We start from the raw sequence: 19456 nt of genomic DNA, 5'->3' as shown, positions 1-19456 counted from the left end.
CAGGCTCATGACGCAACTCGCAGGAAAAACGGTCTGGATCACCGGCGCCTCCGGCGGCATCGGTGAGGGCCTGGCGCAGCAGGCCGCCCGGCGCGGCGCGAAGCTGGTGCTGACCGCACGGCGCGAGGCGGAGCTGGAGCGGGTGCGCCAGGCGTTGCCGCGGCCGCAGGAGGTGGCGCTGCTGCCGCTGGACCTGGCGCAGTTCGATGCCGGGGACACCGTGCGCCGCGCGGAGGCCTTTTTCGGTCCCGTCGACGTGCTGGCCAACAACGCCGGCATCTCGCAGCGCACCACCACGCTGGAGACGCCGATGGCGGCCTACCGCCAGATCATGGAAGTGGATTTCTTCGCGCCGGTGGCGCTGACCAAGGCGCTGCTGCCCGGCATGGTGGCGCGCGGTTCGGGGCACGTGGTGACGGTCAGCAGCGTGTTCGGCCATATCGCGATGGCGCGCCGCACCGCCTACGCCGCCGCCAAGCACGCCCTGCACGGCTTCTACGACAGCGCGCGCATCGAACTGGGCGGGCAGGGCATCCGCTTCACCCTGGTCTGCCCCGGCTTCGTCGCTACCCAAGTCTCGGCCAATGCCCTGGGGCCGGACGGCCGGCCCTGGGGTCAGGTCGACGCGGACATCGGCGCCGGGATGGACCCCGCGGTCTGCGCCGATCGCATCTGGCGGGCCGTGGAGCAGGACCGCTATGAGGTCATGATCGCCGGCAAGGAGGCCGTCGCGGTCTACATCAAGCGCTTCCTGCCGCTGACCGCCTACACCGCCTTCGCCCGGCGACTCAAGGTGATGTAGGCCCTCCGTGCGGCCGCCGGGGTTTTGCCGCACACTCCGGGCAGGAGAGGAAACATGAAAAAGAGCAGGCCCGCGGCGTCGCAGGGACTGACGCGTCGCGACTTCATCCACGGCATGGCCGCCGCCACCGGCAGCCTGATCCTGCCCGGCTGCGGTGACAGCACGCAGGTCGGTGGCTCAGGGTCCTTGCCGCCGCCCGAGGAGTCCGGCATCGACCACATCGTCGTGCTGATGATGGAGAACCGCTCCTTCGACCACTTCCTCGGCTGGGTCCCGGGCGCCGACGGCATCCAGGCCGGCGTGAGCCTCAAGGACGCAGCCGGCAACACGCGCCAGTCGCGCAACCTGGCGCCGAACTTCCAGAACTGCCAGCTGGCCGACCCGGACCACAGCTATGACGGCGGCCGTGTCCACGTCAACGGCGGCAAGATGGACGGTTTCCTGCTGACGCAACCGGTGGGCGACGATTTCGCGGTCGGCTACTACACCGCCGACAGCCTGCCGTTCTACAAGGGCTGCGCCGAGCACTGGACGATCTGCGACCGTTACTTCAGCAGCATGCTCGGCCTGACCACGCCGAACCGCATCTACATGCATGCCGGCCAGACCGACCGTATCGTGAACTCGGTAGCGATCTCCAGCCTGCCGACGGTCTGGGATCGCATGCTGGAAAAGGGCCGCAGCGTGGCCTACTACTACCAGGACGTGTCCTACCTGTCCTTCTGGGGCAGCAAGTACACCGGCTTTTCCAAGCGCTATGCGAAGAGCCGGCTGCAGTCCGACGTCACGGCAGGACGCCTCGCGAACCTGACCTACATCGACAACGTCGGCTCCACGCTCAACGAGGGCGGCAGCCTGTCGCGCGACGATCACCCGGTCGCCGACATCCGCGACGGCCAGGCCTTCCTCAACGAGGTCTACGACATCCTGCGCCAGGGCCCGGATTGGGAACGCACGCTGCTGGTGATCAACTACGACGAGTGGGGCGGCTTCTACGATCACGTGCCGCCGCCCTTCGCGCCGGTGACACCCGAGGAAGCGGCGCTGGGCAACGATGGCCGCCTCGGCGGGCGCGTGCCCTGCGTCATCATCGGACCGCGCGCGAAGCGCGGCCATGTCGAGCACCGGCAGTTCGACCCGAACTCGATCCTCAACATGATCGCCTGGCGCTTCGGGTTCGAGCCCCTGGGCGCGCGTGCCGGCTCGGCCAACCTGGCGCATGCACTGGACTTCTCCTCCACGCCGAAACGGGCCGCGCCGGCCTTCGACGTGCCGGGCGGACCCTTCGGAGGCCTGTGCCTGCCGCTGGCGACGATCCTGCATCTCGCCGGCCTTGAGGCGCCGCTGCCGCTGCCGGAGCTGCCGGTGGTGCCGCTGCCCGAGCAGATCCAGTTGCCGCCGATCCCGGGCCTGGACGAGCCCCTGCTGCGGCTGGTCAGCCACCTGCAGGAACTGGACACGCTACGGCGCCTGGGCGCCGGCTTCGGGTTCTAGAACCAGGGCAGCAAACGATGGCCAGCAGGAACCAGGAGAAGCCCATGGCAACGCAAGCGAAGATCTGCATATTCGGTGCCGGCAGCATCGGCTGCTATGTCGGCGGCCGTCTCGCGGCGCACGGCAACGATGTCGTCTTCATCGCGCGCCCGCGCATCGTGGAGGAACTCTCCGCCAGTGGCCTGCACCTGACCGACTGGGAAGGTGCGGACCTGCGGGTCGCCGCCGGCCAGTTGCAGCTGGCCACCTCGGCGCAGGCCGCCGCGGACGCCGGCCTGGTGCTGGTCACCGTCAAGTCCGCCGCCACCGATGAGGTGGGCGCCGAACTGGCTGCGGTGCTGAAGCCCGGTGCGGTCATCGTCAGCCTGCAGAACGGACTGCACAACGCCGAGGTGCTGCGCAAGCGCCTGCCGGGCCGCACCGTGCTGCAGGGGATGGTCCCGTTCAACGTCCTGCATCGCGGCCCTGGCGCCTTCCACCATGGCTCCGAGGGCAAGCTGGAGGCCGAGGAGCACCCCGCGCTGGAGCCTTTCCTCGGCGCCTTCGAGAAGGCCGGCCTGCCGCTGGAACTGCATGCCCAGATGCTGCCGGTGCTCTGGGCCAAGCTGCTGCTCAACCTCAACAACGCAGTCAACGCGCTGTCCAACCAGCCGCTGAAAGCGGAGCTGTCGCAGCGCGCGTATCGCCGTTGCCTGGCCCTGGCACAGGAGGAACTGCTGGGGCTGCTGGGCTCCGCCGGCGTGAAGCCGGCCAAGCTCACGCCGCTGCCGCCGCACTGGATTCCGAAGTTGCTCGGCGTACCCGATTTCCTGTTCCGCCGCCTGGCCAGCCAGATGCTCGAGATCGATCCACTGGCGCGCTCCTCGATGTGGGAAGACCTGCAGGCCGGCCGCAAGACCGAGGTCGACTATCTCAACGGCGAAGTGGTAAGGCTGGCCTATGCCCAGGGCCGCCATGCACCGGTCAACGCGCGCCTGATGTCCTTGATCCACCAGGCGGAGAACGGCGGACAGCGCGAGTGGAGCGGGGAGGCACTGCTGGCGGAGCTGCGGCGCGCCTGCCAGGGCCGATGACGGCCCCTACTTGCGCTTGATGAGCCGCCACACGATGTAGCCGAACAGGAACATGCCGAAGGCGCGGCCGAACTGGTAGGCCGCGCTGGCCTCGGTCGAGCCGGCCTGCTGGGCCAGGCTCATGGCGGGCAGGCAGGCGAGCGTCAGCGCAGCAAGCGCCGGTGTGATGCGGTTCATGAGTCCCCTGGACTTGGTCCTGTGTCGTGATCTGCCACGGCTGCGTCAGGTGCCGACCGTGTAGGCCCCTGTCACCAAGGGCAGCTGGTGCGCCCGGATGATACCCGGCGGCGCGGCGAACACATGCGGAATGGCGTGGATCATCGGCATCGCCGTCAGCGTGCCGGGGTCGAAATCGCGGGTGCCGCCGGTCTGCTGGTAGAGGCAGCGGATGTTGGGCTGACCCTGGATTTCCACCAGCCAGCCGTCCTCCACCGCCCAGTTCGGCTCCAGCTTCGTGCCCAGCTTCCAGGCTACCTTCAGTTCGATCACGGCCTTGCCGTTGACGCGTGCCGACCAGCAGCAGCGCAGGCCGCTGATGCAGCCCTTGCCGATCCTCATGTAGCCCAGGTCCACGTCTTCGGTGGCGGCGGCATACTCGACGTCGAAGCGGATTTCGTCCACCTCGATCTTCAGTGCCTCCGCCATCATCTCCACCGCTTCCTTGAAGGAGGGCATGGCGCGTTCCGCCAGCGGCGGTGCGACCGGATCGTCCACCGGCAGGCCGAAGCCGATGGCCTCCCAGGTGCCGGCGGATTCGTAGGGCGTGGCGTCGACCGACTCCAGCACAGAGATCTTGTCGATGCGTGCGCAGCCGGCCGAGGCCACCAGGGCGATGACATTGGCGTGCCCGGGATTGACGCCGCCGCCATAGATGGTCGAACCGCCCTTGAGCGCGGCGGTGCGCAGGCGCGCCACCTCGTCCTTGCCGAACTGCGTGCCGGTGATGAAGTAGGCGGTGGAGACGATGTCGCAACCCGCTGCCAGGATCTTCTCCATCTCGTCGACCTTGGGGAACTGCGGCATGTAGCAGACCACGTCGGGCTGCAGCGCCAGCAGCGCGCCGACGTCGTCGGTGGCGCGGATGCCCAGCGGCGCCATGCCGCAGAGTTCGCCCACGTCCTTGCCGACCTTGTCGGGGGAGTGGCACCAGCAGCCCACCAGTTCCAGCAGCGGATGCGCCACGATGGCTTTCACGGCGGGCTTGCCGACCACGCCGGTGCTCCACTGGACAACCCTGATCGGGCGGGCGGGATGGGTCATCGCGGTTCCTCCTGTGGGGCCGTTCCATGCGGCAATGCAAAAAACTTACAGCCGATTCAAGTGCTTGTCCTAATCCCTTTGCGGCAGGTAGGGCGAATTTACCCGGCCGACTGTCGCCCGGCCGACAGTCTTGGAGGGGGTGGCGCGCGCAAGATGCGCTCATCGAAAACGAGGAGAGCCCCATGCCCACGCTCAAGCAGTTCCTGAACGAATACCAGGTAAGCCACCAGAACCCGCTGAATTCGCTGATCCACATGGTCTGCGTGCCGGCGATCTTCTTTTCCACCCTGGCCCTGCTGTGGCTGATCCCGGTGGGCCGCTGGCTGGGCCTGCCTGCGGACCTCGCCCCCTGGGTCAACCCGGTGACGATCTTCGCCCTGCCGACCGGTCTGTTCTACCTGCGCCTGTCGCTTGGCAGCTTCGCGGCGATGGTGGCGTGGTTCGCGGTCTCCATCGCGGCGATCCTGGCGATCCAGCAGGCCGGCGGCCCGCTGCTGTGGATCGCCGTGGCGACCTGGGCGATCGCCTGGGTAGTGCAGATCTACGGCCACAAGGTGGAAGGCGCCAAGCCCTCGCTGGTGGACGATCTGCGCTTCCTGCTGATCGGCCCGCTGTTCGTGATGGACAAGGTGTATCGCAAGCTGGGCGTGTAAATCTAAAACCCCTCGCCCGCTTGCGGGAGAGGGGAAGGGGAGAGGGTTTCTGTAAAACCAGAGCTTGACTAGCCTGGCGCGAGTTACAGAAACCCTCTCCCGGCCCTTTCGGGCCACCCTCTCCCGCAAGCGGGAGAGGGGACAGATCAACAGAAAGTTCTCGTCAACCCGCATCCGCGATCTTCTGCAGCGCCGCCAGGTCGCGGACACGCAGCTTGCCGTAGTCCACCACGACCACGCCGCCCGCCTCCAGCGCCTTGAGTTCCTTGCTGACGCTCTGGCGCGAGGCGCCGAGCATGCGGCCCAGGTCGTCCTGCGGCAGGTGCAGGTCGATCAGCAGGCCTTCCGGCGTTTCGCGCCCATAGAGCGCCAGCAGGTCGATCAGGCGCCGCGCCAGCCGCGCCGGCAGCGAGGCGAACTGCGCGTCCTCGATGTAGCTGAAGGCCAGCCGCAGCTTGCGGCACAGCATCTTCACGAAATGCGGGTACAGCGCCGGCTGCTGCGCCAGCAGGCCCAGGAACCTGTCGCGCGGCAGCATCAGCATCTCGGTGGCGCCCACGGCGCGCGCATCGTGCGTGCGCGCCAGGCCGTCGAACATCGAGATCTCGCCGAACCAGGCGCCGGGCTCGAATTGCATCACCAGCAGTTCCTTGCCTTCGCCGGACACGCTGCCGGCGCGGATGCGCCCGCTGACCACGCCCCAGAGTCCGTCCGGGGCATCGCCCTGCGCGAACAGCATCTCGCCATCGGCCAGGCGCCGCCGCACCGCCATCGCGGCGAATTGGGTCACCACCTCCGGCGGCAGTTCGCGGAACCAGTCGCTGGCGACCAGCGCGGCGCGTTCCTCGCTCCAGCTCATGGGTATCGCTGCGGGTTGCGCAGTTCCAGGTCGTAGTCCCAGGCATGCGAGCCGGTGGCCACCGAGTAGCCCAGCGGCAGCGGTCCGTCGCCCTGCTGCTGTGCGGTGCCGATGCCGAGCATCCCGGTCTGCGGGGTGTAGAAGGCGTCGATGCTGGCTGCCACGCGGCCTTCGGCGAAGTGGAAGGCGCGGGTCAGGCCGCCGCCGGGCTGGATCACCGGGCCCAGGCCGTTGATGCGCGTGGTGACGCTGCTGCTGGCGCCGCTGGCGCTGACCGAGCCGATGCGGGCGACCGGCGTGGCCGTCAGCTGCCAGTCCACCGTGCCCGCCTGCACCTTGTCGCCCATGCCCCAGGCCGCGAAGGCCGCGGCCGTCGAGGCATGCCGGGTGTAGCCGCCCAGCAGGATGCCGTAGGCGGTCACCCCCTCGGACCTGTAGGACTCCGGCGGTTCGATCAGGGCGAAGGCCAGCAGATCCTGCGTCGGGCCCCGGCCGTCGAGATCGGCGCAACGGCTGCCGCTGACGTGGACCCCGGCCAGCGGCAGGCCCGGCAGGGGCTTGCCGTAGGCGAAGCCTTCGGGCAGCGGCGGCAGTTGCGCGGGCGCCACCACCAGCAGGGCGGTCTGCTCTTCGCAGTCCGTGAAGTGCAGGGCTTTCGCAGCGGTACCGTCTTCGCCTGCGCCGCCGTCGCAGCCCGCCAGCAGCAGTGCGGCCAGGGCGACCCGCAGGGAATGCCGGCGGTTCATGCAGTGCGCCGTGCGGCCACGGCCTGCAGGCCGAGCCTGGCGGTCATCTGCTCGCGCAGTTCCACCTTGCGCACCTTGCCGCTGACCGTCATCGGGAACTCCTGCATCACTTCCAGGTAGCGCGGAATCTTGTAGTGCGCGATGCGCTCGCGGCAGAAGGCGCGCAGCGCCTCTGCCGTCAGCGGCGCGGCGCCGTCCTTCATGATCACGGTCGCCATCACTTCCTCGCCGAACTTTTCGTCCGGCACGCCGATCACCTGCACGTCGCGGATGTCCGGGTGGGTGTAGAGGAACTCCTCGATCTCGCGCGGATAGATGTTCTCGCCGCCGCGGATGATCATGTCCTTGATGCGGCCGACGATGTTGACGTAGCCCTGCTCGTCCATCGTCGCCAGGTCGCCGGTGCGCATCCAGCCCTCGGGCGTGATCGCGTCGGCGCTGCGCCGCGGATCGTTCCAGTAGCCCAGCATCACCGAGTAGCCGCGGGTCTGGAACTCGCCCGCCTCGCCGTAGCCGCAGACCCGGCCGTTGTCGGGATCGACGATGCGGATCTCCACATGCGGGTGTACGCGGCCGACGCTGCCCACGCGCTTGTCGACCGGATCGTCGACCGCGGTCTGGGTCGAGACCGGCGAGGTTTCGGTCATGCCGTAGACGATCGTGACCTCGGGCATGTGGCAGTCGCCAACCAGCCGGTTCATCACCTCGACCGGGCAGGGCGAGCCGCCGATCGCGCCGGTGCGCAGGCTGCTGACATCGGTCGTGGCGAAGCGCGGATGGGCGAGCACGGCGATATGCATCGTCGGCACGCACATCGAGGCCGTGCAGCGCTCGCGCTCGATGGCCTGCAAGGTCGATTCCGGGTCGAAGGACGCCGCGGGAACGACCATCGTCGCGCCGAACACCGTGCACAGCAGGTTGCCCACCACCATGCCGGCGCAGTGGTAGAACGGCACCGGGATGCACATGCGGTCGCGTTCGCTGAAGCGCATCGCAAGGCCGGTGAAGTAGGCGTTGTTGAGGATGTTGCGGTGGGACAGCGTGGCGCCCTTGGGCGCACCGGTGGTGCCGGAGGTGTACTGGATGTTGATCGGATCGCCGGGCTTCAGGCGGGCCATGCGCGCGGCGACTTCGGCCTGCGGCACGCGCTCGCCATCGGCGAGCAGCGCCGCCCAGTCGGCGGGCTGGCCGGGCGCGTCGAGCAGGATCAGCGCCGACAGTTCGGGGCATTCGCCGCGCACCTCGCCGAGCATCCTGGCGTAGTCGCTGGTCTTGAAGCTGCGTGCGGCGACCACCAGCCGGCAGCCGGACTGGCGCAGCGCGTAGGCCAGCTCGTCGCGGCGATAGGCGGGATTGATGTTGACCTGGATCGCGCCGATCTTGGCGGTGGCGAACTGCATCAGCACCCACTCGGCCAGGTTCGGTGCCCAGACGCCGATGCGGTCGCCGGCCTGGATGCCGCGCGCCAGCAGTCCGCGGGCCACGCGGTTCACCTCGGCGTCGAGCCGGGCGTAGCTCCAGCGGACGTCCTGGTGTGGCATCACCAGGGCCTCGTGATCCGGCAGCCGGCGCGCGGTCGCTTCGAGGCGCTGGCCGATGGTTTCTTCCAGCAGGGGAATGTCGGTGCTGCCCTGGGCCTGCGCGAGCATGCTCGGTCTCCTCCGTCGCGTGCACGGTAAACGTCATGGCGGGGATGCTGGCCCGGCTGGTGCAGGGCGTCAATCGTTCACTGGGGCGACTACGTCTAAAGGATCGTATAGATCGTCACGAATGCAGCGACGGTCATGGTGGTCAGGGCCGCCAGGAAGACCGCGTCGATGATGCGGATCAGTGGCTGCAGCAGGGCCTCGCGCGGCGTGCGCAGGGCCCAGAAGATCAGGTAGATGCAGACCAGGTAGAGCGCCGCACAGAGGGCCAGCATGTCGTCGACGATGGTCGCCGCACTGCGCGCGCGGTCGTAGCCGTGCATGAAGGCGACGATGGTGATGGACAGGCCGGCCAGGGTGCCGCAGACCGACAGCAGGTGCAGCAGCTCGGCACGGCCCCAGTTGCTGTCGGTCGGGTTGTCCACGTCAGCCCCAGTCGCCGAAGCGCGCCTGCAGCGCCGCCAGCACCGCGACGCCGGCGGTCTCGGTGCGCAGGATGCGCGGGCCGACGCGCAGGCCCTGGAAGCCGGCGGCGGCGGCCTGGCGGATTTCAGCCTCGGACAGGCCGCCTTCGGGGCCGATCAGCAGGGTCGCGGAAGTACGGGTGGGCAGGCTGGCGATGCCGCCCGCGGCCAACGGGTCCAGTGTCAGGCGCAGGCCCGCCTCCGCACAGGCCGGCAGCCAGCGCTCCAGCGGCTGCACCGCGGCCAGTTCCGGCAGGCGCGTGCGGCCGGACTGCTCGCAGGCCGACACGATCACGCCGCGCCAGTGCTCCAGCTTCTTTTCCCAGCGTTCGCCGTCGAGCTTGACCACGCTGCGTGCCGACAGCAGCGGCTGGATGCGCTGCACGCCCAGTTCCACCGCCTTCTGCAGCGTGTAGTCCATGCGGTCGCCCTTGGACACGCACTGCGCCAGGGTGAGCAGCAGCGGCGATTCGCGGTCCGCCTCGCGGCGCGCGCCCAGGCGCAAGGTCGCGCTGCGCCTGGCCACGGCGCTCAGGGTGGCTTCGTATTCACCGCCATCGCCGCAGAAGACGGTGAACGGCTCGCCCTCACGCAGGCGCAGCACCTGCACCAGATGGCGGAAGGCTTCCTCGGGCAGCGGCATCTCGCTGTCTTCCCGCAACGGCGGATCGAGATGGATGCGGATCATGCGCGCATCATCCGCGGGTGGCCAGGTCGATGCCCTCGAGCGCGGTCTTGCACATCAGCTCGATTTCCTTCGGCTCGATCACGTAGGGCGGCATGAAGTAGATGACGTTGCCCAGCGGGCGCAACAGCACGCCCTTTTCCAGGCCGTGCTGGTAGACCCGCAGGCCACGGCGCTCGGCGGCGGGGAAGGGGTTTTCCTTGCGGCCCTTCTTCGCCAGCTCGATCGCCAGGATCATGCCCTGCTGGCGCACCTCGGCAACATGACGGTGCCCGCGGATCTCCGCGGTCTGCGCCCACATGTACTGCGACAGCAAGTGGTTGGTCGCCAGTGCACGGGTTTCCTCGAACAGGTCCAGTGTCGCCAGCGCGGCGCGGCAACCCAGCGGGTTGCCGGTGAAGGAGTGCGAGTGCAGGAAGGCGCGGCCGGCGTTGTACTCGGCGTAGAAGGCCTCGTAGATGGATTCGCGCGTCAGCGTCACCGCCAGCGGCAGCGTGCCGCCGGTGAGGCCCTTGGACAGGCACATGAAGTCCGGCGTGATGCCGGGCTGGGCGTCCGGGTCGCGGCGCGGCGCGGGGGCCCAGTCGCAGGCAAAGAGCCGGCCGGTGCGGCCGAAGCCCACCGCGATCTCGTCGGCGATCAGGTGCACGCCATGGCGGTCGCAGGCCTCGCGCAGCATCGTCAGGTACAGCGGGTGATACATGCGCATGCCGCCGGCACACTGCACCAGCGGCTCCAGGATCACCGCGCAGGTCTCGTGCGCATGCTGCTCCAGGGCCAGTTCCATGTGGCGGAACATCTGCCGCGTGTGGTCTTCCCAGGAGGCGCCGGCGCCGCGCTCGTAGCAGTCCGGCGACGGCACGTGGATCGGCTGCAGCAGCAGCGGCGCGTAGGTGTCGCGGTACATGCTGGGGCCGCCCACCGCCAGCGCGCCCAGGGTTTCGCCGTGGTAGCCGCCGGTCAGGGCGATGAAGCGCTGCTTGCCCGGCTTGCCGGCGTTCTGCCAGTAGTGGAAGCTCATCTTCAGCGCGATCTCCACCGCCGAAGAGCCGTTGTCGCCGTAGAAGCAGCGCGTCAGTCCCGGCGGTGCCAGCTTGACCAGCCGCTCCGACAGTTCCACCACCGGCTCGTGCGTGAAGCCGCCGAGCATGATGTGGTCCAGCGTGTCGAGCTGCTGCTTGAGCTGCCCGACGATATGGGGGTGGCAGTGGCCGAAGATGTTGGTCCACCAGGAGCTGACGGCGTCGAGGTAGCGCTTGCCCTCGAAGTCCTCCAGCCAGGCGCCCTCGGCGCGCCGGATCGGCACCAGCGGCAGGGATTCGTGGTCCTTCATCTGCGTGCAGGGGTGCCAGACCACCGCACGCGAGCGCTGCGCCATTTCCTCGTTGCTCACGGAACCCTCGCTCACAGCGCCTTGACCAGCACCTTGGAACTGCGCTGCCAGTTGTACAGCTGCTGGCGCTGCATCGGCAGGGCCTCGATGCCGGCCTCGGCGAAGCCGCGCTCGATGAACCAGTGCGGCGAATGCGTGGTGAGGCTGAACAGTTTCTTCAGCCCCAGCTGGCGCGCCTCGGCCTCGACGCGCTTGAGCAGCGCCGCGGCATGGCCGTTGCGCTGGTACTCGGGATGCACGGCGACGCAGGCCAGCTCGCCCATGCCGGCCTCGGCATAGGGGAACAGTGCGCAGCAGGCGATCACCAGTCCGTCGCGCACGATGACGTTGAAGTGCTGGATGTCCAGCTCCAGCTGCTCGCGCGAGCGCGGCACCAGCACGCCCTGCTGCTCCAGCGGCTGGATCAGCTGCAGCACGCCGCCGACGTCCTCGATGCTGGCATCGCGGATCGCCTCGTAGTCGGCGTCGGCATAGAGCATCAGGCCCTCGCCGTCGCGGGTATAGAGCTCGCGCAGCAGCGCGCCATCGACACTGGCGGCGATCAGGTGCACGCGCTTGACCCCGCCGCGGCCGGCGTCGATCGCCGACTGCAGGTAGGCGCGGTCCTCCGCGGCCACGACCTGGGCCAGCAGCGACTCGGCGCCGGCCAGCGACAGCTGCCCGGCGTCGCCGGTGTCGTCGGCCAGCTTCCACTGGTTGGGGTCCGAGGACAGCACGAACACCAGCTTGTCGGCGCCCAGGGCGGCGGCCACGGCAGTGGCCACGTCCTTGGCGCGCAGGTTGAAGATCTCGCCGGTCGGCGAATAGCCCACCGGCGACAGCAAGGCGATGCGGTCCTGGTCCAGCACCTGGCGGATCGTGCCCACGTCCACCCGGCGCACTTCGCCGGTGAACTGGTGGTCCACGCCGTCGCGCACGCCGACAGGGCGCGCGGTGATCCAGTTGCCGCTGGCGACCTTGATGCGCGCGCCGCCCATCGGCGTGCTCGCCAGCGAGGTCGAGAGCCTGGCCTCGATATCCATGCGCAGGCTGCCGACCGCACCCTTGGCCGCGTCCAGGGTCGCCCGGTCGGTGATGCGCAGGCCGTTGGAGTAGCGCGGCTCGACGCCGCGCAGGGCCAGCTGCTGGTTGATCTGCGGCCTTGCGCCGTGCACCAGCACCAGCTTCACACCCAGGCTGTGCAGCAGGCCCACGTCGTAGAGCAGCTGGTCGAAATCCGCCCGCTCGGCCGCCTCGCCCTCGAAGGCGATCACGAATACGCGGCCGTGGTGCGCATGCACGTAGGGCGCACAACCGCGTAAAGCAGCAACAAAATCAGCGGGATTCATGCGGAAATTATAGTGCATTCGCGGGTTTTGGCCCCCTCCCTGGCGCATTTCTACCCGGAAATGGGGGGTGTCCGGGGTTGGCGGGCCTGGCCTATCCCTGTCTCACGGGCCCCCGGGAGCTTGCCATGACGCGTCTGCGCGCTGGATTGGTGGTGCTGGCGCGGCACCAGAAGGCGCCCTGGCAACGCGGCTTCACGCCTGCGGCCGGGGCAGGGCACGTATAATCGACGGGATGCAAGATTCCGTTTCCTTCGAAGAGCTGTCCGACACTTTCGTGCGCATCGGTTGCGTCGAAAGTCCCGCCGAATACCACGGCACCCTCTGCGGCACCCTGTGCGTGCGTGCGCCCGAGGACATCAACCTGGCGCGCCTGCTCGACGTGGGCGGCGACGAGGCCCTGATCCTGCGCCCCGATCCCGCTGCCCAGACCGAGCTGCGCCAGCTCTGCAACGAGGCCCTGCATGCGCTGCAGGACGAGGACATGGGCTTCGAGCCCCTGCTGCCGGACGACGAGGCGGAGTTGGGGACGCGTGTCCTGGCCCTGGCCTCCTGGTGCGAGGGCTTCCTCTTCGGTCTGGCCAGCCGTCCCGGCCTGGACCTGAAGAAGTGCTCCGAGGAGGTCCGCGAGGTGCTGCGCGACTTCACCCAGTTCACACAGGCTTCCCTGGGTGAAAACGAGGACCTGGAGCTGGAGGAGGGCGCCTACGTCGAGCTGGTGGAATACGTCCGTGTCGGCGCCCAGCTGGTGTTCATGGAGTTCCGCGCCCGGCCCTTGCCGGATCCCTCCCAATCGAGGCAGCTGCATTGAAACCGAACCCCAAGTCGCTGAAGGAATACGCCGCCCGCCGTGCGCGCCTGATGAAGCGCATGGGGCCCGGCGCCGTGGCCATCCTGCCCGGCGCGCGCGAGGTGACCCGTTCGCGCGACACGCATTTCCCGTTCCGCCAGGACAGCGATTTCCGCTACCTAACCGGCTTCCTGGAGCCGGACTCCATCGCCGTGCTGGCGCCGGGCCGCAAGGGCGGGGCCTTCATCCTGTTCGTGCGCAGCCGCAATCCCGAGCGTGAGATCTGGGACGGCCGCCGCGCCGGCCCCGAGGGCGCGGTGCTGGACTACGGCGCCGACGAGGCTTACCCGATCGAGGAGTTCGCCGCGCGCCTGCCGCAGCTGCTGGGCGGCCGTTCGCGGGTGTTCTACAACCTCGGCGAGCATCCGGCGCTGGACCCGCAGGTCACCGCCTGCGTGCGCGAGATCCGCGAGGTATCACGCCGCGGCGCCGCCGCGCCCACCGAGTTCGTGGCGCTGGAAGGCACGCTGCACGAGATGCGCCTGATCAAGACCCCGGCCGAGATCGCGGTACTGCGCCGTGCCGCCGAGATCAGCGCCGAGGCGCACTGCCTGGCGATGAAGGCGACGCAGCCGGGCAAGTACGAGTGGCAGATCGCCGCGGAGATCCACGCGCATTTCGGCCATCACCGCATGGAGCCGGGCTACGGCACGATCGTGGGCGGCGGCGAGAATGCCTGCATCCTGCATTACGTCGAGAACAGCGCGCAGCTCAAGGACGGCGACCTGCTGCTGATCGACGCCGGCGGTGAGCTGGCCGGCTACACCGCCGACATCACCCGCAGCTTCCCGGTCAACGGCAAATTCAGCAAGGAACAGCAGGCGGTCTACGAGGTGGTGCTGGAGGCCAACGTCGCCTCGATCAAGGCGATGCAGCCGGGCGCTTCCTCGGGCAAGCCGCACGAGGTGGCCACCCGCATCCTCACCGAGGGCATGGTCGAGCTGGGCCTGCTCAAGGGCGAGCCGAAGCAGCTGATCCGCGACAACGCGCATCGCCAGTTCTTCATGCACGGCACCGGCCACTGGCTGGGCATGGATGTGCATGATGTGGGCCGCTACCGCAACGATGGCCTGCCGCGCGAGTTCGAGCCGGGCATGGTGATGACGGCCGAGCCGGGGCTGTACATCGCGCCGGGGACCAAGGGTGTGGACCGCAAGTACTGGGGCATCGGCATCCGTATCGAGGATGACGTGCTGGTGACCGAGAAGGGGCCGCAGGTGCTGACGGCGGGCGTGCCCAAGACGGTGCGGGAAATTGAAGCACTGATGCGCGCATGAGCCGGAAAAAGGCGAGACCAGATTTGACCCCCTCTCCCGCTGGCGGGAGAGGGCTGGGGTGAGGGTGGTGCTGTATGAAACCCTTCACAGCTTGTCGGTAACGCCGGCCACGAGGCCGGTCAGGAGCTGCGGTTCTCTGTAGGTTTATTTCGCCTAAGGGCGAGTCACTTTTATTTGTTATACGACAAAGAAAAGTAACCAAAAGAAAACGTACCCTTGTATCGGCGCCCCGCTGAAGCGGGGTGCCCCGCCCAGTGGTCGGGCGCGGACGGGTCGGACACACAGGCCATCCATGGCCTGCGTGTCCTCGGCCGGACATCCTGTCCGGCTCGCCCCCTGCGCCCGACCCCTGTGCGGGCGCCGCTACGAGGGAACCCGGAACGTCAAAAGCATTCGCTCACGCTCACCAAGACTTTGGAAAAGAGAACGGATAGCGGCATCAACGGCAATGCGAAACTTTCACCATGAAAGAATTTGACGTCATCATCGTCGGCGGCGGCCTCGTCGGTGCCAGCCTCGCGCTGGCGCTCTCCGGCAGCCGTCACCGCGTCGCCCTGCTCGAAGCCGCCGCGCCGCCTTCCGGCGCGCCTTCCTGGGACGAGCGCTGCATCGCGCTGAACGCGGCCAGCCAGGCGATCTTCTCGGCGCTCGGTGCCTGGGAGGAACTGGCGCCGGCGGCGGAGCCGATCCGGTCCACGCACATCTCCGAGCGCGGGCGCTTCGGCGTGGCGCGTTTCACCGCCGAAGAGGCCGGCCTGCCGGCGCTGGGCTACAACATCCCGGTGCGGCAGTTGGGCACGGTGCTATGGCGCCGGGCGCAGGGCACCAACACCACGCTGCTGTGCCCGACGCGGCTGTCGCGGCTGCAACTGCAGGGCGATGGCGTGGAACTGGAACTGGAGGGCGGCGAGCGCCTGTCGGCGAAGCTGGTGGTGGCGGCCGACGGCGCGCACTCTGCGGTGCGCACGATGCTTGGCATCGGCCATGACAGCCGCGACTACGAACAATCCGCCATCGTCACGGCCGTGCGCGTTTCGCGTCCGCACCAGGGCTGTGCCTACGAGCGCTTCACGCCGGATGGCCCCATCGCCCTGCTGCCCAAGCCGGACGGTGCCTGCTCGCTGGTCTGGACGGTTCCTGCACGCCAGGTGGACGGCATGCTGGCCTGCAGCGACGAGGCATTCCTCGCGCAGGCACAGGATACCTTCGGCGAGCGGCTCGGCCGCTTCGTCACGCTGGGCCGCCGCAACGCCCATCCGCTGTCGCGGGTGATGAGCGAGCGCCTGACGGTGCCGCGCGTGCTGTTCGCCGGCAATGCCGCGCAGTCGCTGCACCCGGTCGCGGCACAGGGCTTCAACCTGGGCCTGCGCGACGTCGCCGCGGTGGCGGAGGCCCTGGAGGCCGCCGTCGATCCTGGTGCCGCCGCGCTGCTGCGCGACTACGAGGCCGCGCGCCAGGCCGATCGCGAGCGCGTCTCGCAGTTCACCGACCGGCTGGTGCGCAGTTTCTCCAACCGCCTGCCGGGCTTCTCCGCGCTGCGCCACCTGGGGCTGCTGGCCCTGGACCTGACGCCGCCGCTGAAGCAGGCCGTGATGTGGCAGAACCTCGGCTATGGCCACGCGCCGCGCATGGCGCGCGAAGGCCAGCCATGATCCGGCACGACATCGTGGTGGTGGGCGGCGGCCTGGTGGGCTGCGCCATCGTGCTGGCCCTGCAGCAGGCCGGTTTCGATGCCGCCCTGGTCGAGCGCGGCGCCGCCCCGAAGCCTTTCGATCCGGCGCAGGACGACCTGCGCGTCTACGCCCTGTCGCCGGCCTCGATCCGCTGGCTGTCCGGGCTCGGCGCCTGGCAGCAGCTTGGCGGCTGGCGCGAGGGCCCGTACCAGGCCATGAAGGTCTGGTCCGAGGATCCCGCGCAGGCACTGATTTTCGATGCGGCCGAACTGCGCCTGCCGGCGCTGGGCAGCATCGTCGAGAACAGCATGCTGCAGTGGCGGTTGTGGCAGCAACTCGATGCCGCCCGCATCCATGGCGGCAGCGCGGTGGAGGCCCTGTCCCTGGACGAGGCGGGTGCGGAACTGCGCCTGGCCGACGGCCGGACGCTGGGTTGCCGCCTGCTGGTGGCGGCGGATGGCGTGGATTCGCAGCTGCGTGCCATGGCCGGGATCGACACGGTCGGCTGGTCCTACGCGCAGCGCGCCATCGTCGCCCACGTGAGCACCGAGAAGCCGCATGCGCAGGTCGCGCTGCAGCGCTTCCTGCGCAGCGGCCCGCTGGCCTTCCTGCCGCTGGGCGACGGCCGTTCTTCTATCGTCTGGTCCAGCACCGACGCGGCACGGCTGCTGGCGCTGGACGACTCGGGCTTCATGGCCGAACTGGCCGGGGCCATCCAGTACGAGCGCGGGGCGATCACGGCCACCACCGCGCGCGCCAGTTTCCCGCTGCGCCTCAGCCATGCGACCGAGTACGTGCGCGACAGCTTCGCGCTGGCCGGCGATGCCGCGCACAGCGTGCACCCGCTGGCCGGGCAGGGGGTCAACCTGGGCTTCTCCGATGCGGCGGCGCTGGTGAGTGCGCTGGTGGAGGCGCGCGACGCCGGCCGCGACTACGGCAGCTTGCGCAACCTCAAGCGCTACGAGCGCGCGCGCAAGGCCGGCAATCTCGACATGCTGGCGGTGACCGACGGCCTGTCGCGGGCTTTCGACCTGGACCTGCCGGGCTGGCAGCCCCTGCGCGATCTGGGCATGCAGGCCGTGCAGCGCCTGCAGCCGCTGAAGACCCTGCTGGCGCGCCAGGCCGCTGGCCTATAGCGAGTCGAGGAAGGACGCGGCGTACGTCGCCGGGATGGCGCTGCGGTCCTGGTTCCGGTAGCGCGCCGCAAAGGCCTCGGCGCTGCGTCTCAGGCTGTGGTCTTCCACCAGCCGCTCCAGCAAGCCGCCGATGGCCGTGGCGTCGCGGCCCTCGCTGACCAGCACCGCGCCCAGTTGCTGCGCGCGCCAGGACAGCAGCACCTTCTCCACGTCGATCGGTAGCAGCAGTCCCGGCTTGCCGGCCAGCAGCATGTCCGCGGTGCCGCCGTCCGGTCCGTAGTGGATCATCGCGTCGCATTGCTCGGCGGCCTGGCGCAGGTGCACCGAGTCTGCCGTGACCACCAGCCCGGGACGCAGGAAGGAGCGCAGCTTTTGCGGCGGCAGTTCGGCGATGCGCACCAGCACGTTCAGGCGGCTGGCCTGCAGCGCCTGCATGACCGGATTGAGGTGCGCGAACGGCCGCAGGTAGGCGAACACGCGCGGGCCGGCGAAGTCGGCCCATGCCGGGGCCTTGCCGTGGGACTGGTCGGGGAGCCCCAGGTGGCTTGCCGGCGCGCGCGACGCGGCGCCATAGGCGTCCAGTTCCGCGTAGCCGAAGATGCGGGTGTGGCAGCCCTCGAAGATCTGCTGCAGCGATTCCAGCGGTGCCAGCTTCTGGCGCTCCAGTGCACGGTTCAGCGAGCGCAGCACCTCCGACTCGTTGTGCCGCAACACCGAGTCGGCGATCTGCAGCTGCGGCTGGAACGAGGGAAACGGTGCCATGGCCGGGGGAACGATGAAGCTGGCGCCGAAGTGGCCGCGCGGCAGTTCCAGGGCGCGTGCCGCGATCAGGGCGCCCGGCGCATGATTGGCCAGCACCGCGTCGATGCGCAGCACCCGCATCAGCTCCAGCCAGGCGCGCAGGCGCCCCGCCAGTTCGATGGGGTCGTCGAAGCCGGTGTTGTGCAGCAGGCTGGCGTAGCTGGTCTGGACCTTGACCGGATTCCGGGCCAGGGGCGGGGAGCGCGGAGCCTGCAATACCGGCCCCAGGTCCGGCAGATACTCCTCGGCAGTCCCCAGTTCGCGCACCGCGAAAATGCAGTCGTGACCGCGGGCTTTCAAGGCCTGTGCCACGCTGCGCAGGATCGCGACATGGCCAAAGCCGGCGCCCAGTTCCCAGGCCAGCAGGATGCGGCTCATGGCGTCGCGGGAAGCAGCATCGGGACTCTCATGCCCTGGCCGCCGCCTGGTTCAGGTCCAGCAGGCGGCCGAAGTTCTCCAGCGAATTGAGATGGGCGTAGACCGCCCGCAACTCGCCCTTGCGCATCATCGTGCGCAGGTCGCGGCCGGGGACCCCGGCCAGCTTCTGCTCGTCCACGCGGAACAGGCCGTGCAGGCGCAGCGGCTCTCCCTGGCGTGGCGTCGCCACCGCTTCGAAGGGGATCAGCAGGCCCAGCGCCTCCAGGCGCCGGCACAGCACGCGGGTCTGCTGGTGCGCGCCTTCCACGGCCTCCAGCAGCTCCAGCAGCGGCTTCCAGGCCGGTGTCGGTGCGCCGTTGCGGTCGAACAGCGGACGCGCGCTGTCGGCCACCAGCTGGTCCTCCTGCACACAGACCAGCGGCCGCGCCGTGCTGCCCTTTTCCTTGCCCGGTAGCGGCGCAATGCAGAACGGATAGCGACGCACATAGGCCGGCACATAAGTCTGCGCACGCCAGTGGCCGTCTGCCCCGACATGGAGATTCTGGCCTTCGCGCAGGCCGGTGGCGATGACCGGGGTGAACTCGCCGTTGTGGTCCTGGCGGACGAAGGCGATGGGGTAGTCCAGGCCGGACTTGAAGAACTCGGAAGCGCTGATCGGGATGGCATTCAGGACCGCGGCCCAGCGATGGTCCAGTCCCGGGCGCAGGCCCATGCCGCCATGCCGCTTCGGCTCCAGCGGCACCACCGGGCCATAGCCCCGCGGGGATTGCAGCTTCAGGGACATCGTCAAGGCTCGCACCCTCCATCGTCGACCCGCGCAGGCCGAAGAATCCAGTCCGCAAATGAGCGCCAGCGAACGCTAATACAAAACGGATATTGGCGTTTACCGGCGTTCATTTGCGGACTGCCCTGTCTGTTTCGCGCAAAAAGAAGCCCCGCAC

At 69.0% G+C, this 19456-nt stretch carries 19 protein-coding genes; 8 read left to right on the top strand and 11 right to left on the bottom strand.

The genetic code is table 11. The features are described from left to right. Positions 1-7 precede the first annotated feature (7 nt). The 3 genes from D0B54_RS14445 to D0B54_RS14435 are packed head-to-tail and all read left to right on the top strand — an operon-like array spanning position 8 to position 3369. Entirely contained in the window at positions 8-802 is a 795-nt protein-coding gene (locus D0B54_RS14445) for an SDR family oxidoreductase (protein WP_117291995.1), read from the top strand. A 54-nt stretch (positions 803-856) separates the two neighbouring features. Beyond that, positions 857-2296 (top strand): alkaline phosphatase family protein, encoded by a 1440-nt coding sequence (locus D0B54_RS14440; RefSeq protein WP_117291994.1) that lies wholly within the window; start codon positions 857-859, stop codon positions 2294-2296. A 44-nt stretch (positions 2297-2340) separates the two neighbouring features. Then, entirely contained in the window at positions 2341-3369 is a 1029-nt protein-coding gene (locus tag D0B54_RS14435; protein WP_117291993.1) for a 2-dehydropantoate 2-reductase, read from the top strand. A gap of 6 nt (positions 3370-3375) precedes the next feature. On the opposite strand, the gene D0B54_RS24345 is transcribed toward D0B54_RS14435, so the two are convergent. Further along, entirely contained in the window at positions 3376-3546 is a 171-nt protein-coding gene (locus tag D0B54_RS24345; RefSeq protein ID WP_162932430.1) for a hypothetical protein, read from the bottom strand. A 45-nt stretch (positions 3547-3591) separates the two neighbouring features. After that, entirely contained in the window at positions 3592-4629 is a 1038-nt protein-coding gene (locus D0B54_RS14430) for an NAD(P)H-dependent amine dehydrogenase family protein (protein WP_117291992.1), read from the bottom strand. A gap of 182 nt (positions 4630-4811) precedes the next feature. Here D0B54_RS14430 and D0B54_RS14425 point away from each other — a divergent pair, with 182 nt between their 5' ends. After that, positions 4812-5282, top strand: coding sequence for an Mpo1 family 2-hydroxy fatty acid dioxygenase (locus tag D0B54_RS14425; protein ID WP_117291991.1), 471 nt, complete (start codon positions 4812-4814; stop codon positions 5280-5282). 163 nt (positions 5283-5445) lie between these two features. Here the strand turns inward: D0B54_RS14425 and D0B54_RS14420 are convergent, their stop codons facing one another. From D0B54_RS14420 to argA, 7 genes are all read right to left on the bottom strand, one after another. After that, positions 5446-6141, bottom strand: coding sequence for a Crp/Fnr family transcriptional regulator (locus D0B54_RS14420; RefSeq protein WP_117291990.1), 696 nt, complete (start codon positions 6139-6141; stop codon positions 5446-5448). Then, a complete protein-coding gene (locus D0B54_RS14415) occupies positions 6138-6887 on the bottom strand; it encodes a hypothetical protein (RefSeq protein WP_117291989.1) in 750 nt (249 codons plus the stop codon). Before D0B54_RS14415 ends, D0B54_RS14420 begins: the two co-directional genes overlap by 4 nt. Continuing rightward, positions 6884-8536, bottom strand: coding sequence for an AMP-binding protein (locus tag D0B54_RS14410; RefSeq protein ID WP_117291988.1), 1653 nt, complete (start codon positions 8534-8536; stop codon positions 6884-6886). Before D0B54_RS14410 ends, D0B54_RS14415 begins: the two co-directional genes overlap by 4 nt. A 95-nt stretch (positions 8537-8631) precedes the next feature. Continuing rightward, positions 8632-8958, bottom strand: a complete 327-nt coding sequence (locus D0B54_RS14405; protein WP_117291987.1) for a hypothetical protein — start codon at positions 8956-8958, stop codon at positions 8632-8634. Position 8959: 1 nt separating this feature from the next. Then, on the bottom strand, positions 8960-9685 hold the full coding sequence (locus D0B54_RS14400) for a 16S rRNA (uracil(1498)-N(3))-methyltransferase (protein ID WP_117291986.1): 726 nt from the start codon (positions 9683-9685) through the stop codon (positions 8960-8962). Between the two features lie 7 nt (positions 9686-9692). After that, on the bottom strand, positions 9693-11060 hold the full coding sequence (locus tag D0B54_RS14395; RefSeq protein ID WP_117295257.1) for an adenosylmethionine--8-amino-7-oxononanoate transaminase: 1368 nt from the start codon (positions 11058-11060) through the stop codon (positions 9693-9695). Positions 11061-11086: 26 nt separating this feature from the next. After that, positions 11087-12403, bottom strand: a complete 1317-nt coding sequence (argA, locus tag D0B54_RS14390; protein ID WP_117295255.1) for an amino-acid N-acetyltransferase — start codon at positions 12401-12403, stop codon at positions 11087-11089. 232 nt (positions 12404-12635) lie between these two features. Here argA and D0B54_RS14385 point away from each other — a divergent pair, with 232 nt between their 5' ends. The 4 genes from D0B54_RS14385 to D0B54_RS14370 all read left to right on the top strand — a co-directional run bounded on the left by D0B54_RS14385 (position 12636) and on the right by D0B54_RS14370 (position 17336). Further along, positions 12636-13211, top strand: a complete 576-nt coding sequence (locus D0B54_RS14385; RefSeq protein ID WP_117291985.1) for a UPF0149 family protein — start codon at positions 12636-12638, stop codon at positions 13209-13211. After that, positions 13208-14527, top strand: a complete 1320-nt coding sequence (gene pepP / locus D0B54_RS14380) for a Xaa-Pro aminopeptidase (protein WP_117291984.1) — start codon at positions 13208-13210, stop codon at positions 14525-14527. Before D0B54_RS14385 ends, pepP begins: the two co-directional genes overlap by 4 nt. 464 nt (positions 14528-14991) lie before the next feature. Further along, positions 14992-16179 carry a 2-octaprenyl-6-methoxyphenyl hydroxylase gene (gene ubiH / locus D0B54_RS14375; protein ID WP_117291983.1) on the top strand — a complete coding sequence of 396 codons (1188 nt, stop codon included), beginning with the start codon at positions 14992-14994 and terminating at the stop codon, positions 16177-16179. Next, entirely contained in the window at positions 16176-17336 is a 1161-nt protein-coding gene (locus tag D0B54_RS14370) for an FAD-dependent monooxygenase (RefSeq protein WP_117291982.1), read from the top strand. Before ubiH ends, D0B54_RS14370 begins: the two co-directional genes overlap by 4 nt. On the opposite strand, the gene D0B54_RS14365 is transcribed toward D0B54_RS14370, so the two are convergent. Together D0B54_RS14365 and D0B54_RS14360 are read right to left on the bottom strand one after the other, a co-directional pair. Then, complete coding sequence (locus D0B54_RS14365) at positions 17331-18515, bottom strand: glycosyltransferase (RefSeq protein WP_117291981.1); 1185 nt, start codon at positions 18513-18515, stop codon at positions 17331-17333. The two genes, D0B54_RS14370 and D0B54_RS14365, sit on opposite strands and share 6 nt — an antisense overlap. A 28-nt stretch (positions 18516-18543) precedes the next feature. Further along, positions 18544-19299, bottom strand: a complete 756-nt coding sequence (locus tag D0B54_RS14360; protein WP_117291980.1) for a SapC family protein — start codon at positions 19297-19299, stop codon at positions 18544-18546. Between the last annotated feature and the right edge of the window lie 157 nt (positions 19300-19456).

This window comes from Solimonas sp. K1W22B-7, assembly GCF_003428335.1.
GTDB lineage: Bacteria > Pseudomonadota > Gammaproteobacteria > Nevskiales > Nevskiaceae > Solimonas_A.
Note: the sequence above shows the minus strand (reverse complement) of the source record. Positions and strands in the feature narration are given on the sequence as shown.